At 61.7% G+C, this 16,253-nt stretch carries 15 protein-coding genes; 5 read left to right on the forward strand and 10 right to left on the reverse strand.

Annotation, left to right across the window (positions count from 1 at the left end; all coding sequences use genetic code 11):
* The first annotated feature begins 118 nt into the window (after window positions 1-118).
* Together KSP9073_RS02535 and KSP9073_RS02540 are read left to right on the forward strand one after the other, a co-directional pair.
* Window positions 119-1,942 (forward strand): glycoside hydrolase family 15 protein, encoded by a 1,824-nt coding sequence (locus KSP9073_RS02535; RefSeq protein ID WP_108841372.1) that lies wholly within the window; start codon window positions 119-121, stop codon window positions 1,940-1,942.
* Window positions 1,929-2,888: an MBL fold metallo-hydrolase gene (locus tag KSP9073_RS02540; RefSeq protein ID WP_243409081.1), complete on the forward strand. Its 960-nt coding sequence runs from the start codon at window positions 1,929-1,931 to the stop codon at window positions 2,886-2,888. The genes KSP9073_RS02535 and KSP9073_RS02540 overlap by 14 nt, the downstream gene beginning before the upstream one ends.
* A gap of 57 nt (window positions 2,889-2,945) precedes the next feature.
* Here KSP9073_RS02540 and KSP9073_RS02545 read toward each other — a convergent pair whose 3' ends face one another.
* From KSP9073_RS02545 to KSP9073_RS02555, 3 genes are all read right to left on the reverse strand, one after another.
* Entirely contained in the window at window positions 2,946-4,148 is a 1,203-nt protein-coding gene (locus tag KSP9073_RS02545; protein WP_108841374.1) for a PQQ-dependent sugar dehydrogenase, read from the reverse strand.
* Between the two features lie 123 nt (window positions 4,149-4,271).
* Window positions 4,272-5,534, reverse strand: a complete 1,263-nt coding sequence (locus KSP9073_RS02550) for a D-mannose isomerase (protein ID WP_108841375.1) — start codon at window positions 5,532-5,534, stop codon at window positions 4,272-4,274.
* A 141-nt stretch (window positions 5,535-5,675) separates the two neighbouring features.
* Complete coding sequence (locus tag KSP9073_RS02555) at window positions 5,676-6,539, reverse strand: SDR family oxidoreductase (RefSeq protein ID WP_108841376.1); 864 nt, start codon at window positions 6,537-6,539, stop codon at window positions 5,676-5,678.
* Window positions 6,540-6,689: 150 nt separating this feature from the next.
* Here KSP9073_RS02555 and KSP9073_RS02560 point away from each other — a divergent pair, with 150 nt between their 5' ends.
* Together KSP9073_RS02560 and rhtB are read left to right on the forward strand one after the other, a co-directional pair.
* A complete protein-coding gene (locus KSP9073_RS02560; RefSeq protein ID WP_108841377.1) occupies window positions 6,690-7,385 on the forward strand; it encodes an IclR family transcriptional regulator in 696 nt (231 codons plus the stop codon).
* Window positions 7,386-7,507: 122 nt separating this feature from the next.
* Window positions 7,508-8,131 (forward strand): homoserine/homoserine lactone efflux protein, encoded by a 624-nt coding sequence (rhtB, locus tag KSP9073_RS02565; RefSeq protein WP_108841378.1) that lies wholly within the window; start codon window positions 7,508-7,510, stop codon window positions 8,129-8,131.
* 67 nt (window positions 8,132-8,198) lie between these two features.
* On the opposite strand, the gene KSP9073_RS02570 is transcribed toward rhtB, so the two are convergent.
* From KSP9073_RS02570 to KSP9073_RS02585, 4 genes are all read right to left on the reverse strand, one after another.
* A complete protein-coding gene (locus tag KSP9073_RS02570) occupies window positions 8,199-9,710 on the reverse strand; it encodes a tripartite tricarboxylate transporter permease (RefSeq protein ID WP_108841379.1) in 1,512 nt (503 codons plus the stop codon).
* A gap of 4 nt (window positions 9,711-9,714) precedes the next feature.
* A complete protein-coding gene (locus KSP9073_RS02575; protein ID WP_133240970.1) occupies window positions 9,715-10,188 on the reverse strand; it encodes a tripartite tricarboxylate transporter TctB family protein in 474 nt (157 codons plus the stop codon).
* Between the two features lie 85 nt (window positions 10,189-10,273).
* Window positions 10,274-11,224: a Bug family tripartite tricarboxylate transporter substrate binding protein gene (locus tag KSP9073_RS02580; RefSeq protein WP_108841381.1), complete on the reverse strand. Its 951-nt coding sequence runs from the start codon at window positions 11,222-11,224 to the stop codon at window positions 10,274-10,276.
* 98 nt (window positions 11,225-11,322) lie between these two features.
* Window positions 11,323-12,360, reverse strand: coding sequence for a 4-hydroxythreonine-4-phosphate dehydrogenase PdxA (locus KSP9073_RS02585; RefSeq protein WP_108841382.1), 1,038 nt, complete (start codon window positions 12,358-12,360; stop codon window positions 11,323-11,325).
* A 258-nt stretch (window positions 12,361-12,618) separates the two neighbouring features.
* Here KSP9073_RS02585 and KSP9073_RS02590 point away from each other — a divergent pair, with 258 nt between their 5' ends.
* On the forward strand, window positions 12,619-13,293 hold the full coding sequence (locus KSP9073_RS02590) for a GntR family transcriptional regulator (RefSeq protein WP_108841383.1): 675 nt from the start codon (window positions 12,619-12,621) through the stop codon (window positions 13,291-13,293).
* 1 nt (window position 13,294) lies between these two features.
* On the opposite strand, the gene KSP9073_RS02595 is transcribed toward KSP9073_RS02590, so the two are convergent.
* From KSP9073_RS02595 to KSP9073_RS02605, 3 genes are read right to left on the reverse strand one after another with little or no spacing between them, the layout of a single operon-like run.
* A complete protein-coding gene (locus tag KSP9073_RS02595) occupies window positions 13,295-14,101 on the reverse strand; it encodes an ABC transporter ATP-binding protein (protein WP_108841384.1) in 807 nt (268 codons plus the stop codon).
* 36 nt (window positions 14,102-14,137) lie between these two features.
* A complete protein-coding gene (locus tag KSP9073_RS02600) occupies window positions 14,138-15,181 on the reverse strand; it encodes a FecCD family ABC transporter permease (RefSeq protein ID WP_108841385.1) in 1,044 nt (347 codons plus the stop codon).
* Between the two features lie 5 nt (window positions 15,182-15,186).
* The gene (locus KSP9073_RS02605; protein ID WP_108841386.1) at window positions 15,187-16,248 is read right to left on the reverse strand and encodes an ABC transporter substrate-binding protein; all 1,062 of its coding nucleotides are present in this window, start codon (window positions 16,246-16,248) and stop codon (window positions 15,187-15,189) included.
* Window positions 16,249-16,253 lie beyond the last annotated feature (5 nt).

Genomic DNA, 16,253 nt, shown 5'->3' on the forward strand with positions numbered 1-16,253 from the left:
ATCTATCTTTTTCATGTGCGCGCCGGCAAAACCAACTTGCACGATGGTCGGCCTGCGCCCTCGGCATCGGTTGGCGACACATGGAATGTGACGTTTTATATCAAGGAAATGTGTGTTGATGAGCAAAAGACAGGTTGCCAATCCCGAACGAGAAGAAGGGTTTGCCCCGCTGGGTGATTACGCCGCCATCGGCGAGGGCCGCTCGGTGGCGCTGATTGCACTGGATGGTGCCATTGACTGGTGGTGTGCGCCGAGCATGGATTCACCGCCGCTGTTTGATCGTCTGCTCGAGCCTGAAGTGGGTGGTTACTTCTTGCTAACCCCGCGTGATGAGTACCGCGTCGAGCGACAATATCGAAAAAACAGCAACGTGCTGGAGACCACCTTTATCACCAGTGATGGCAAGGCCCGCGTCACCGAGTCGATCAACAGCAATACCGCCGGGCGACTGCCCTGGTGTGAGCTGGCGCGACGTGTGGAAGGGCTTGAGGGCGAGGTCACGTTTGATATCTGCTTTCATGCCGGCACCCGCACCGAAACGGTCAGCCCCTGGCTACAGACGACGCCCATGGGTCGGGTCTATAACGTTGGCCATCTGATGGCGATGCTGCGCTGCTCCGAGGATGTGGAGATCAGCGAATGCTGCGACCGATACACCCGGGGCACGCTTACCACGCGTGAGGGTGAACGCTCGATGGTGGCGCTGCTGGCGACCGAGGGCCAGCCGCTGGCGGTGCCCTCGATCGAGAGCATCGATGGGCGTATCGAGGTCAGCGATTTTGCCTGGCGCGACTGGATCGAAAAGCTCGAGTTTCACGGCGAATATCCCGAATGGGTCTATCGCTCGGCGCTGGCACTCAAGTTTCTGCTCTACTCCCCCAGCGGCGCCATTGCTGCGGCCGCGACCACCTCACTGCCCGAGCGCCTTGGCGGTGACAAGAACTATGACTACCGCTACGCCTGGGTGCGCGACGCCTGCATGGTGATCAAGGCGTTTGTGCATGCCGGCGCCATCGAGGAGTCCCAGGCGGCCTTTTCGTGGCTGACCCAGACGATTCGTCGCCACGGGCCCAATATGCGGGTGTGCTACACGCTCACGGGCGATCTGATCCCGGCCGAGACGTATCCGCCCGTGACCGGCTACAAGCACTCGCAGCCGGTGCGGGTGGGTAACAATGCCCGCGATCAGATCCAGCTCGGCATGTATGGCGACATGCTCGCCACGGCGGCGCTGTTTATTGATGCCGGCCACATCATCGATATCGATACTGCCAGGCTGCTGGGCGATCTGGCCAACCAGTGCGCCGATCGCTGGCGGGTGCGCGATGCCGGCATCTGGGAGCTGCCTGGTGACTACAGACACTACACGCATTCCAAGATGGCCTGCTGGCTGGCGCTGACGCACGCGGTACAGCTGGCTGAAGAGGGCCACATCGAAGCCACCTGGAAAACGCGCTGGGAGCGGGAGCGAAACCGCATCGCCGAGTGGATCGAGACGCACTGCTGGTCCGAGGCCCGCGGGGCCTATGTCTTTTACGAAGGCGTGGAAGGGCTGGACGCGGCGCTGTGCCTGACCCACCGCTTTGGCGCCGAGGTCAATCGCGAGCGCATGCTCTCGACCTATCGCGCCATTCGTCAGGAACTGGGCCGCGGCTCGCTGATCTATCGCTACTCCGGTGCCCATGAAGAAGAAGGTGCCTTTGTCGCCTGCTCCTTCTGGATGGTTGAGGCGCTGGCGGCGCTGGGGGAAAAGGAGGAAGCCCGCACGCTGATGGATGAGGCGCTCGAGGCCACCAACGGTAACCTGGGGCTTTTGACCGAAATGGTCGATCCTTCGACCGGCGAGCATCTGGGCAATGTGCCTCAGGGGCTCAGTCACCTGGCCCAGATCTGCGCGGCCAATGCGCTCTCCGGTCGCACGCTGGAGGATGCGCACTACTAGAGGTGCACTTTTGGATGAGCGCTACTGGCGGGGTCATGACCGAGCGCGTGAGCGGCGACAGACCCGGGCCAGCGGTGCCATCATGGCCATGAATAACAACAGCCACTCAATCAGGAGTAAAGGGGACATGCTCAAGAAGGGCGTTTTGTGTGCCACCTGCGGCGTACAGTATGACGAGACGGGCCAGACACCTGATCGGTGTCCGGTCTGTGCCGACGAGCGTCAGTATGTACCGGCCAGTGGCCAGCGCTGGACCACCCCCGAGGCACTTGCCGCGCAGTATGCCAACGAGTTCGAGTCGCTCACGCCCGGGCTTTTCAGCCTTTGCAGCACGCCGAAATTCGGCATCGGTCAGCGTGCGCTGCTGCTGCAGACGCCCCACGGCAACGTGCTATGGGACTGCATCAGCCTGCTTGATGACGCCACGTTCCAGCAGATCCAGGCGCTTGGCGGCCTGACCGCCATTGCCATCTCCCATCCGCATTACTACAGCACCATCGCCAGCTGGGCCGAGGCTTTCGACTGCCCGGTACATGTGCATGAGGATGACCGCCAGTGGATCATGCAGCCCTCGTCACGGCTGTCGTTCTGGCAGGGGGATCGTCTCGATCTTTTGCCGGGGGTGGCCCTGCACCGGCTGGGCGGCCATTTTCCGGGGGCCAGCGTGCTGCATTACCCGACGCAGAAGCTGCTGCTGGGCGGCGATACGCTGCTGGTGACCCCGGACGGGCTGGCCTCGTTCATGTGGTCCTATCCCAACAACATTCCGCTGCCGGCGACCACCGTCAGGGCCATGGGCGAGGCCCTGGAGGCGCTCGATTTTGACGCGCTCTACTGTGCCTTCAAGGACAGTGAAATCCCTTCGGGCGCCGGCCAGGCCGTCAAATATTCGGTCGAGCGCTACTGTCGCGCGCTTGAGTCGTGCCAGATGCCGGGTCCACGCTGACGGGCAGTAACGCCCCGCGGTTAAGGCAACCGCGGGACGTTGTAACCTGAAGCCACATTACTTCTGCGGCTGGACGCGGATCAGCGCACCATCGCTCTGGTCGGTCAACAGCCACAGGGCGCCGTCCGGCCCCTGGTCGACATCGCGGACCCGACCCAGGTTTTCAAGATAGCGCGCCTCGCCGGTGACGCGGCCATCCTCCAGCGTCAGTCGGACAATGCCGCCCGGGTTGAGCGAGGCGATCAGGATGTTGTTCTGCCAGTCGTCAAACAGCGCACCGGTATAAAACGTCATGTCACCGGGGGCGATGACCGGGTCCCAGTAATAAACCGGCTGCTCCATGCCCTCTTTATGGGTGATGCCCTGGCCAATGGCCGCCCCGGAGTAGTCTTCCCCGTAGGTGATCACCGGCCAGCCGTAATTGCGTCCGGGCTCGGGACGGTTGAGTTCATCGCCGCCCTTGGGGCCGTGCTCGATGGTCCAGAGCTCGCCGGTGTCCGGGTGTCGGGTGGCACCCTGCACGTTGCGATGGCCATAGGACCAGATCTCGCCTCGAGCCTCATTGCGCTGGGTGAAGGGATTGTCGTCGGGAATTGAACCGTCGGCGTTGATTCTGACCACCTTGCCAATGGTGTTGTCCAGCGTCTGGGCCAGCTGGCGCGGCTCGACCAGCGAGCGCTCGCCGACCGTGATCCAGAGTGTGCCATCGGTGCCCCACACCAGCCGTGAGCCAAAGTGTTTGGTGGAATCCCAGGCCGGCTGCTGGCGGAAGATGGTCTCGACGCCGGTCAGGCGAGTGGCATCCTCGGTGAGCCTGCCGCGGGCCACCGCGGTGGCATTTTCACCGCTGTCACGCGGCTCGGCGTAGCTCAAATAGACCCACCGCTCAGTGTCAAAATCCGGGCCGAGACTGACATCCAAAAGCCCGCCCTGGCCTCGGGCATCGACCCTGGGCAGGCCCGATATTGGTTCTGATATCTCGCCTTGCGGCGTGATGCGGCGCAGCCGCCCGGCTCGTTCGGTCACCAGCATGTCACCACCGGGCAGAAAGGCGAGCCCCCAGGGATGCTCAAGGCCGTCGGCGATGGTTTTGGATTCGAGTTCGAGCGTTTCCTGCAGCTGCGGTGCGTGGGTCTGGCCCTCGAAGGCCGGCGTCTGGGACGGCGCATTGGGTGGTCCGGTCGGGACCGGCTCGGCCAAGACGGGCGCAGACAGGATCAGCAGGGCAAACAGGGGTGATATTGACGACGCGACACGCATGGACACTCTCCCGGCAGGCTGAATCAACACTTGTGGATCGATTCAGCCTCGCATGCCAAACGTGTCACTGCCCGGCCCCTTCAGCTTTGACTCAAGCCGAAAGGCCGTGCATTGGCTGAGAAACTACAGCATGCCGTCCGCGATCGCCCGCGCCATGGTGGGTGCCAGCGGCAGGCGGGGTAGCAGGGTTGCCTGGTAGGCATGATAAAGATCCGGCTTGCCGGACCACACGGTGGCGGAGGGGCGGTTGTGGCGGTCGAGCTCCTGATGCCAGCTGCCCTGCTGGCGATCGATCATGAAACGATCGATATAGTCCCAGAAGCAGCGGTACCAGCGCTCGTAGCCGATGTCTCCGGTGCGTTTGAGCAGCATGGCCGCGGTCGCTGCCGCCTCGGCCACCACCCAGTGCATGCGCTCGTGGACGACCGGCTGGTTGTCCCAGTTGTGGGTGTAGAGCAGCCCCGGTTCACCATCGACGTGCCAGGCCAGTTCGGTGGCATGATCAAACAGGCCGCGGGCGTCCTCGATCAGCCAGCCCGGTGCATGATCGCCATCGCGCAGCAGACTGCCTTCCAGATGCAGCATCAGCCTGGACCACTCGAAGGCATGGCCAGGGGTTGCGCCGTAGGGGCGAAACGGGTCGCCGGGCTTGTCCTGGTTGTAGTCGCGCCACTCCTGCCAGTCGCTGTCGAAATGCTCGACCACGCGATAGTCGTTGGGTCGGGCGTGGGCGTGGATGATCTTCTCGACAATCGACAGGGCGCGCCGACGCCATTTGGGGGCATCAAGCACATCGGCAAGCTGCAAAAAGGCCTCGGTGGCGTGCATGTTGCTGTTGCCACCGCGGTAGGCCTCATCCTCGCGCCAGTCGCGGGAAAAGCCCTCTCGCAGCCGGCCTTCGTTTTCGTCCCAGAAGTGCGTTTCGAGGACCTCAAGAATATCCTCCAGCAGGGGACCGGCATCTTCGTGGCCGGCCTGCCAGGCGCTGGCGGCGGCCAGTGCGACAAACGCGTGGATATAGGCCTGCTTGGTCTGCGTCTCGCCTTCACGCGGCAGCGCGCCAAACCAGCCGCCGTGTTCGTGATCGCGCAGGTCACCCCGCAGGGCGGCCACACCGTGTGCCACCAGTAACGCCGCGCCGGGCTCACCGCGCATGGCCGCCAGCGCAAAGCAGTGGGTCATGCGCGCGGTGATCATGGTGTCGGGATGGGCATCGTCGGGCAGTCGGCCCTGGTCATCCAGCGCGGCGAAACCGCACTCGGGATGGCGCGAGGCGCGGTAAAAGGCCAGCAGCCGCTGGCCTTCCGTCTCGAGCCAGTGGTGGTGCGCTGGACGGTCGAGCCAGCTGTCATGACGCGAGGGGAGATAGGGTGTGGTACCGGACATATGAGTTTGGGCCTCCTTCGCCCAGGGAAGTGAGATAGTCGTCATCATTAATGATGGTGGCGCGCGCAAATGTCCGTGCCACCCTGGCCGACCAGCGTGAACCGGTGAACACCTTCCGGGTTGCCGGCCAGCCGCCAGGCCTCAACCGTTGACCACGACGCCCCCGTTGGGATGCAGCGTCTGACCGCTCATGAAGGCTGCGTCCAGCGACGCCAGAAAAACATAGCATGGTCCCAGCTCCCATGGCTGCGCGGCACGTCCCATGGGTGTCTCGGCGCCAAAGTTTTCGAGCATCTCCGGGTCGTGGGCGCCCAGTGTCGCTGGCTGCAATGGCGTCCAGACCGGCCCCGGAGCCACCGCATTGACCCGGATGCCACTTCCCACTACCTGGTTGGAGAGCGAGCGTGTAAAGCTGATGATCGCGCCCTTGGTGGCACTATAGTCCACCAGAAAGTCGGGGCCGATATAGGCGTTCACCGAGGCGGTATTGATAATCGCATCGTCTTCGCTCAGATACGGCAGTGCGGCTTTGGTCAGGTAGAACATGCCGTGCATGTTGGTCGCGAAGGTCTGCTCCCACTGCTCGTCGCTCAGCTCGGTCAAATCGGTGCTGACCTGCTGAGTCCCGGCGTTGTTCACCAGGATGTTGAGCCCCCCGAAATGGTCGACCACCTTTTGCACCGAGTCTCGACAAAAGGCGGCATTGCGGATATCGCCGGCAATCAGCAGGCAGCGCTGGCCTTCGGCTTCCACCAATCGCTGCGTTTCCAGGGCGTCTTCCTCTTCACTGAGGTACATCACGGCGACGTCGGCGCCTTCACGCGCGAAATGGATCGCTGTCGAGCGACCGATGCCACTGTCGGCACCGGTAATCAAGGCGATTTTTCCCTCAAGCTTTGCGCTGCCGCGATAGCCCGGGCGGATGAACTCCGCAGGCGGCTGCATCAGAGATTCCCTGCCGGGCAGTTCCTGCTGCTGAGCATGAATCTCGGTTTTGCTGACCATTGGACGGCTCCTTGTGTCCGGGCGAAATAAAGAAAAAGCGAGAACGCTTTTCAGGAAAAGACCTTACTAAATTTAGTGTTAAAGGATTTATATTTCAAATATATGCGTTATATTCAACAATATTGAAAATTATGAAAGGTTTTATTCGTTATGATCCAGTCCATCGAGCGGGCTCTCCATATTCTGGAATGTATCGCCAATGCCGGTGGCGCCTTGCGTTTGCAGCAGATTGCCGAGGTTACCCAGCTCAAGGCCACGACAGCGCATAACATTCTCAAAACGCTGACTGCATTGGGGTATGTGCGTCGTCGGCACAGCGATACGCGCTATTATCTGGGCGATCGTATCCTCAATCTCGCACGTATTGCCGGTGATGACAGTGGCCTGCGACGGCGCTTGCGTCCGCGCCTTGAAGCCATGGCAGAAGCCAGCGGCGAGACGGTATTTCTTGCCGTGCCCTCTGGCGATGAGGTGTTCTTTCTGGACGCCATTGAAAGCCCTCAAACCCTGCGCGCCTCCAGTCAACAGGGCGAGCGCACGCCAATGGAAGGCTCGGCCATTGGTCTGCTCTTTCTGGCTTTCATGCCAATGCTCCGACAGCAGCTATTGTCATTACACGCCAGTCGAATTGGCCCCGGCATTGTCGGCGAGGTTGACCGCATTGCCGCGCGTGGCTATGCCCTGGATGAAGAGAATTACCTGCCGGGAGTGAATGCCGTGGCTGTCCCCTGGCTTGAGGATGGCGAGCTGCGCGCCGGCTTCGGCGTCGCCGGGCCGAGTGTTCGGTTGTCCTCGTCAAGGCTTGAAACACTGGCTGCCCTGATGACTCGGTTATGCCAGGACTGATGCCGGTGACAGCGTGAATGGCGCAGGGTCACGAGGGCATATGAAGCGTCCTGCGATATTTCTCTCTCAAGTCCTTCGGCTTATCATGTTGATCCCTTTTCGTTTGCCACGAGGATGCCTGCATGTCCCCCGAGCTCTTCTGGGCCTTTCTGGCCGCCTCGATCTTGATCAGCATCACGCCCGGTGCCGGTGCCATCAACACCATGTCCAACGGTATGCGCTATGGGCTCAAGCGCACCCTGCCGGCGATTCTGGGACTGCAGGTCGGGCTGGGTGTGCAGATTCTGGTCGTGGGCGCGGGCCTGGGGGCGCTTTTGGCGTCTTCTGAACTGGCTTTCGCACTAGTCAAGTGGGTCGGGGTGGCGTATCTGATCTATCTGGGCATCAGCAAGTGGCGAGAGAAGACCGTCGATATCGAGGCCGCCTCGACGGGCGCGCCTCACGAAGGCGCGGCAAGACGATTCTGGAAGAGCGTGCTGGTCAATGTGACCAATCCCAAGGCCACGATTTTCATGATTGCGCTGCTGCCGCAGTTTCTCGACCCGGCGCTGTCGCGCGTCACGCAGTTTACGGTGATGGGTGTGACCATGATCGGCATCGACATTCTGGTCATGTGCGGCTTTGCAGGTCTTGCGACGCTGGTCGCCCGCTGGCTGCGCTCACCGCGCCAGCAGCGCCTGCTCAATCGTCTGTTTGGCGGGCTGTTTGTTTTTGTCGCCGGGCTTCTGGCCACCTGGCGGGCCTGACGATGGTCGGGCCATGAATGAAAAACGCCCTGTCGATAATCCGGCAGGGCGTTTTCATGTCAGCCAACTACGTACGGGTATGGTGGAGCGTGCGTGCCAGCGCCTTTTTGCGTTTGAGCCGGCTCGAGACCATCGGGCCAAACAGGGACAGCAGGGTCAGAGCGAAAAACACCAGCGCGATCGGGCGGGTAAACATCAAAAGCCAGTTGCCGTTGTACATCGCCACGCTCTGCCCGAGGCGTTGCTCGACCATCACCCCCAGCACCAGGCCGATGGCCAGTGACACGACCGAGAAACCGTAGCGCTGCATTAAAAAGCCGATGACCCCGAAGGCAACCGCCACATAGACATCAAACACCGATTGTCGAATGGCATAGGCGCCAATAATCGAAAATAGAAACACCAGTGGCCAAAGGATCGGCACCGGGATCTGCGTAATGCGTGCGTAGAATCTGGCACCACCAAGTCCGATGACCAGAAACAGCAGGTTGCCCACCAGAAGTGCTGCAAAGAGCGCACTGAGCAGATGGCCCTGCTCGTTGAAAAGCGTCGGCCCCGGCTGCACACCCTGTGCCAGAAGGCCCGCCAGAATGATGGCAGCGGTGGGACTGCCCGGAATACCCAGGGCCAGGGTTGGCACCAGTGAGCCGCCGACCGCCGAGTTGTTGGCCGCTTCCGAGGCCGCAATGCCTTCGATGGCGCCCTTGCCGAACGCATCCTTGTTTTTGGATGTTCGGCGTGCCTCGTTATAGCTGATCATCGACGCGATGGTGGCCCCTTCAGCCGGCAGCACGCCGACAAAGGTACCGATGCCGGTGGCCCGCAGTACGGTATTTTTGATCTGGCGAATATCTGCCCATGTTGGCAGGCGGGCAGCTTTCATGCCCAGAACTTCCCGCTTGAGCCCCAGTTCGGTTGACTGCCTTAAAAATTCTGCGATGCCGAAAAGTCCGATCATGACCGGCACAAAGCCGATACCGTCATAAAGCGCACTGGTACCAAAGGTATAGCGCTCGGTGCCGGTCATCATGTGCACCCCAACGGTCGACAGCAGCACGCCAAAGGCCCCGGCCATCAGATTTTTGGCCGCCGAGCCGCCGCCGATGGTCGCCAGCATCGACAGACCGAAAATGGACAGCGCGAAATATTCCGGTGGGCCGAACTCATAGGCAATGCCGGCCAGCATGGGCGCGGCAAAGAGCAGAAAGATTACGCTGACGACTCCACCAAAACAGGAGGAGAGGGTGGCAATGCCAATGGCGCGGCCGGCCTCTCCTTTTTTGGCCAACGGATAGCCATCCAGACAGGTCGTGGCCGATGCGGACGTGCCGGGGGTGTTGATCAGAATCGCCGTGATACAGCCGGCAAAGGTGGAAGATCCATAAATGGTGGCCAGCACTACGACCGCCGAGACCGGGTCCATGGTCAGCGTAAAGGGCAGTGCCAGTGCCGCTCCTGTAGTGCCGCTCAGGCCCGGTAGCACGCCAATCACGGTACCCGCCAGAGTCGTGACCACAATCAGCAACAGAAGCGACGGATCGGCAAGGGCAGAAAGCCCGGACATCAATAGATCGGTCATGGTATCAGCGCCATTCGTAGTAGAGGTTCAAAAGCGGGCTGCGTGGAAATCTGACTTCAAGGCCGATATCGAACAGCACAATCGCAATGACCGGTGACAAGGCCAGCGCCGTCAGTACCAGCACGCGTCGCTCTCCCCATAAAAGGGCCGTGCCCACCGTGACCGTGATCAGCGCGATCAAAAACAGGTTCGAGGCGAGCAGTGCCGAGAAGATCACCAAAAGCAGCGTGGTGGAAAACAGCACTTTCGGCAGGGCTTCCCCCGGTGCCGGCGGTCTTCTGAGGTCGTGGATAAAGGCGATGACGGCAAGGATCAGAATCAGCCCCGTCACCAGACGCGGAAAGGTGGCCGGCTGAAGGCCGCGGGCCAGAATGGCCGGGACCGACTTGAAGGTATAGGTCTGTACAAAGGCCAGGATGGCGAGCAGTCCTGCCGCCAGCAGCGGTCCTGAATGACGAACAAGGCGAGAAGGTTGCATGAAATGGCCCCGGTCGATGGAAAAGGGCTTTGATCGGCTGTCCTGCACGACCGGCGGACCGGCCGTGCCAGCGTTGATCAAAGGGTTATTCGATATATCCCAGCTCGACAAGCGCTGCGTTCATGTTCTTCACCGCCGCATTCATCTGCTCGCCCCAGACCTTGTAATCGGCAACGGAGGTTTCCGGGCTCAGCCCCATGGCTGAGGTCAGGAATTTGCCGAACTGGTCGCCCTGCATGCCTTCCATCAGCGTTGCACGCAGTTTTTCCACCACTTCGGGTGGGGTGCCTTCGGCCACGGCAAACCCGCGTACGGTGGAGTAGTCGGCATCGATGCCCAGGTCGGCCGTGGTTTCCACATCCGGTGCGCTTGCAAGGCGTGTGTCGGCCATGACAATCATGGGACAGATTTTCCCGGCATCGATCTGTGCGGCGGCTTCACCGTAGTTGAGGACCGCCACGTCGACGTTGCCGCCGATGAGATTGGTTTCAAGATCGCCACCGCCTTCAAACGGTACGATCTGAGGCTGCTGAATGCCGGCTGCCCTGCCGAACATGAAGGCCGACACGTCATCGATGTTGGCCACATGCGTGACGCCATAGCGCAGCGGCTTTTCCTTCTGGGCATCAATAAAGGCCTGTGCATCCTCGAATTTTCCACAGGCGGTCATCAGTACCTGCGGGTCGTTGGTTGCACGAGCAATCGGAATCAGCCCTTCTGCCGTGGTCGCGCCATTCTTGGCCTGCTGTACGGCGTGTCCGGTCGTCCAGGTCAGCAGCGTATAGCCGTCACTGGGGCGGTCGGCGAGGTATTTAAGCGATACTACCCCGGCGCCGCCCGGGCGATTGACCACGATCATGTCGGTACCCATGATCGGCTCAACGGCACGAACCATGGCGCGGGCGGTCAGGTCCGTGCCGCCACCGGCGCCGGAGTGAGTGACCACTTCAATGGTTTTGCTGGGAAACTCTGCGGCCTGCCCCTGTGTTGTCAGACCCAATGCGACCAGCCCGGCCGCCAGTATTGAAATTTTCATGTGATTCTCCCGGTTAGCGTCACTGCGTTTTAACGCGTTGCCTGGTCAGTCACTGTCTCTTCAGGCAGACACGGTGTTCGAATATCTGGCCGTCCGGCTCAGTCCACTGTCTGCTGCAGACGGGAAGCCATGCGGGCTGCCAGCAGCAGGGCCTGACGTGAAGCGCCGATATCGGCGATACCACGGCCTGCGATGTCATATGCTGTGCCATGGGCCGGCGTGCAGACCGGGAATGGAAAACCGCCCAGCATTGTGACGCCGCTGTCAAAGCCCATCAGTTTCATCGCGATCTGTCCCTGATCGTGATACATGGTCAGCACAGCGTGATAGCCCTCGCGAGGGGCGCGTAGAAAGACCGTATCCGCCGGAAAGGGCCCTTCGACGGCCCAGCCGTTGTCGCGGGCGCGCGCCACGGCCGGTTCGATGATCTCGATCTCTTCCCGGCCGAAGTTGCCACCATCGCCGGCATGCGGGTTAAGACCTGCCACCGCAATGCGCGGGGTTTCGATGCCCGACTGCTCCAGGCACTGCTGAGTCAGGGCGATCTCTTCGAGAATGGCGTTTTCATTGAGCGAAGCAGCGACCTGCGACAGCGGAATGTGCGAGGTCACCCGCGCGTTCCAGATGTTGTCCAGAATGTTGAACTCGCGTGCCTTCCCGCTGAAGCCGATGGCCCGTGCCACGAAACGAATTTCATCGTCGTAGTCAGGATTGGCGTAGCGCATCGCCTGCTTGTTGAACGGGGTGAAGCAGACCGCTTCCACGTGACCCTCATTGGCCAGCGCCAGTGCTTCGTTAAAATTACGTGAACAGAACGTGCCGCCTGCCAGTGAGGGTACGCCGCGTTCGATTTCATCAGGGGATAGATGGCCGAGATCGATAAAGGCGACCTGATCCGGTGCGCCGGCTTTCAAGCCCTCGAGGGTGGTGTCGGCCAGGTCGGGGGAAAGCCCTGCGGAACGGGCGCCTTCATCGAACACGCGTCGATCCCCGATGATCACGAGCCTTGCGGCGGCATTGACCTGCGGGTCGGCCGCCAGGCGGGCCGTCAGCTCCGGGCTGATGCCTGCCGGGTCGCCCATGGCCAGTGCAATCAGGGGGCGGTGGGCTCCAGAAAAAGACGTACTGGTTGTCATGTGATGTCTCACCTTTCAAGAACAGGAAGTGTGTCTTGACGATGAGAGTGCGCCCTAATGCATAATGTATACATTATACGTTGGTCCCAAAATTGGCATTACGGTCTTAACCATAAGTCCTGGAGCATCTCTTGCCATTGCCTGAAATGATGCTTCAAAACGCTGTCATATAGCCGGGCATGCTGTTGTGATGACCTGCCAGGCGATACAAGGGTGCCGGGCCAATATTGATTCAGCTTCAGGGCAAAAGGACATGACATGACAAGGACACAGGGCCTGAATGAGGCTGCCGGCACCATTTCCCGGCATTCGCTGCATGATGCGATTACCAATCGCTTGCGCGACATGATTATTGAAGGCGAGCTGGAGCAGGGCGTGCGAATTTATGAAGGGCCGCTGTGCGAAACGCTGGGCGTATCGCGCACGCCGCTGCGTGAGGCACTGCGTTTTCTGGCAAGCGAAGGGCTGGTCGAGCTGGTGCCACAACGCGGGGCGCGTGTGCGCCAGTTTTCAGCGCGCGATATTGAGGACATGCTGGTCCTGATCCGGTCGCTTGAGGAACTGGCGGCAAGAATTGCCTGTGATCGCGCCAGCGATGAAGAGATCATGGAAGTGCGTCGGCTGCACGATCAAATGATGGCGTACTACCACTCGGGCAACCGGCTCGATTATTACAAGACCAACCAGCAGATCCACACAGCCATCGTGGCATTGGCCCACAATGAGCCGCTGGCGCAGGTGCACACCTCGCTGCAGTCAAAACTCAAGCGCATCCGGTTTATCGGACATGATGGCCCCGAGAAATGGGCATCCGCGGTATGTGAGCACGAGATGATCATGGCAGCGCTGGAGGGCCGCGATGCCGAGACGCTGGTGGCCGCATTGGGGGAGCATCTGGGCTATGCCTGGCAGCGGGTCAGACACATGGTGTGAGTCATGCCTGCGAGCTCGTCTCTTTACGCGGCAGGGTCATCTCTTTACGCGGCAGATAGTGCACGTGCAGGCAGCCATGATGCGGTGAGCGCTCGATCACGGTATCCACGCCATAGACATCAAGAATGCGCTCGGGAGTGAGTACTGACTCCGGCTTACCCGCTTCTGCCACGCGGCCTTCCTTTAAAAGCACCAGGTGGTCGCAGAACATCGCGGCGAGATTGAGATCATGTAGCGCCATCACGCAGGTGGTGGAAAGGCGTCGAACCAGCGCGAGGATCTCCAGCTGGTGCTGAATGTCCAGATGGTTGGTGGGTTCGTCCAGCAAAAGCTCGCGCGGGCGCTGGGCCAGTGCCCGCGCGATGTGGACGCGCTGGCGTTCACCACCGGAGAGCGTATGCCAGCTCTGGTAGCGTCGGCTTTCCATGCCGACCTGGACCAGAGCCTGTTCAACGGCAGTGCTGTCCTCTTCACGCCAGCCGCTGAGTATCGAGCGCCACGGGGTGCGGCCCAGCCGGACCACATCCAGCACCGTCACGTCGGCATCGGTGGTGGCGTTTTGCTCGACCATTGCCAGCCGCCGGGCCACGTCGCGACGGTTCAACTGCTCAAGCGGGGCATCATCAAACGTCACAACGCCTCTGGTCACGCGCCGCAGGCCGCATAACAGGCGCAAAAGCGACGACTTTCCCGAGCCGTTGGGTCCGAGCAGCCCGACGGTGTCGCCGGGCGTAATGGCAAGGCTCACGTCATCGACAATCAGGCGGCCGGCCGTCGACCAGCTGACCGCGTGGGCCTGTATCGACATGCTATGTCTCTCCGGGTAAGTAAGTGGTCACTTTTGTCATAAGGGTGGCCGGGCGCGATAGAGGATCATGGCGAAGACCGGCGCGCCAACCAGCGCGGTGACCACGCCGATGGGCAGGCTCTGATGGGGCAAAATCACCCGCGAGACGATGTCGGCCAGCACCATGAAGATGGCCCCGATCAGCAGCGAGGCCGGCAGCAGACGCACATGCGCCGTGCCCACCATAAAGCGTGCGGCGTGAGGGATGACCAGCCCGACAAAGCCGATGGCCCCGACCATGCTGACCATGGTGGCCGTCATCAGTGCGGTAACGGCAAACAGGATCAGGCGGACGGCGCCGACCGGAATGCCCAGGGCCGCGGCGGCGTCCTGGCCAAAGGTAAAGGCATCCAGCGCCCGGGCAAACAGCAGGCAGATCGCAAAGCCCGGCAGCACCACCGCCAGTGCCAGCGTTACCTCCGGCCAGCGTACCCCGCCCAGATTGCCCAACAGCCAGAACATGATGCCGCGCACCTGCTCGGCGCTTGCCGAGGTGCTGATCACCCAGGCCGTCAGCGCGTTGAACAGCTGCGAGCCGGCAACGCCGGCTAAAATGATGCGATTGGGGCTGGTGGATGCGCCGCGGGACAGCGCCAGTACGACCGCAAAGGCGCCCAGCGCGCCCAGAAAGGCCCCCAGCGACAGCCCCATCGCACCGCCGCCCACACCAAGCACCATGATGCACACCGCCCCGGTCGAGGCGCCCGCCGAAATGCCCAGCACGTAGGGTTCGGCCAGCGGATTGCGCAGCAGCGCCTGCAGGATGGCACCACACAGTGCCAGCCCCGCGCCGCAGCAGGCGGCCACCAGTGCCCGGCTCAGGCGATATTCGCGAATGATGCTTTCATGAATGCGATCAAGTGGGTACTCACTGACCCCGAGCGCGTTGCCCAGTGCCTTGAAGGTCGTGGCCAGTGGGATGTGAATCTCGCCGATCGACACTGCCAGCGCCATCGACAGTACCAGCACCATCAGCGCCAGTACGATCAACCCCAGGTGCAGCCCCTGACGATGCCGGGCGCCGGCGAAACGGCCCTGCATGGGACTCATGGCGTCTCATCCGGTGCGGAGGCACCGGTCAGCCTCAGCCTGCTCAGGCCATTGGCCACGATCTCGAGACCCTCCAGGGTGCGCAGGGTCGGGTTCATCGCCTGGGCATCCAGCACGATAAAGTGGTGCTCTCGCACCGCGCGCATCTCTCGGGTAACCGGGTCATGCTCGAGAAAGTCGATCTTTTGAGCCACGTCATCGGCCGGGAAGTTGCGCCGCGTCATCCGGCCCAGCACGATCACGTCCGGGTCGGCTTCTGCGATGCGCTCCCAGCTTACCGCCGGCCATTCCTCCTGGCTTTTGATGATGTTGTGCACCCCCAGTTTTTTCATGATGTAGCCCGGCGCACCGAACTGTCCGGCCACCCAGGCATCGCCTGAAAGTTCGGCGCTGGAAAACCACCACACCATGGAGAGATCCGCTGGCATGCCGGCATCTGCGGCCGCGGCGCGGGCCTCGCGCGCGCGCAGCGCCTCGACCAGATCAACACCGCGCGCCGAGACGTTGAAAATCTCCGCCAGTTCCTGAATTTCCCGATATACCAGCGACATGTCGAACGCCCGGGTGCGGGCGCCATCAGGGTTGGTGTCGCCGCCATAAAGGCGTCCCACACAGTCGGTGGGAGAGAGATAGGTCGGCACGCCCAGTGACGCAAACTGCTCGCGGCTGGCGATGCGACCCCGGGGGCCGATATCGGTTTCAAACTGCGCTGCGACCAGGTCGGGGTTTTGTCCCAGCACGCTTTCAAGGCCCGGAATGCCGCTGGAGAGTCGCGGTACACGGTCGTTGGCGGCCTTCAGATTCTCCGGCACGTCACCGATCCATACGGCGCTGGCGGCCATGCGATCGGCCAGGCCCAGCGAGAGCAGTATTTCAGTGGTGTTCTGGCCGATGCTGACCGCCCGCTGCGGCGGGGCCTTCAGGGTGATGTGTGTGCCGCAGTTGTCCAGCGTCACGGGATGGTGGCTACCGGCGTCGGCGGCCGCTGCCTGAAGGGCCGGTAGCATGAGCAAAAGCGACAGGGCACACAGGGACAGACGTGAAAGCGCAAGGGGCATCAGAA

This window comes from Kushneria phyllosphaerae, from assembly GCF_900312995.1.
GTDB classification, from domain to species: domain Bacteria; phylum Pseudomonadota; class Gammaproteobacteria; order Pseudomonadales; family Halomonadaceae; genus Kushneria; species Kushneria phyllosphaerae.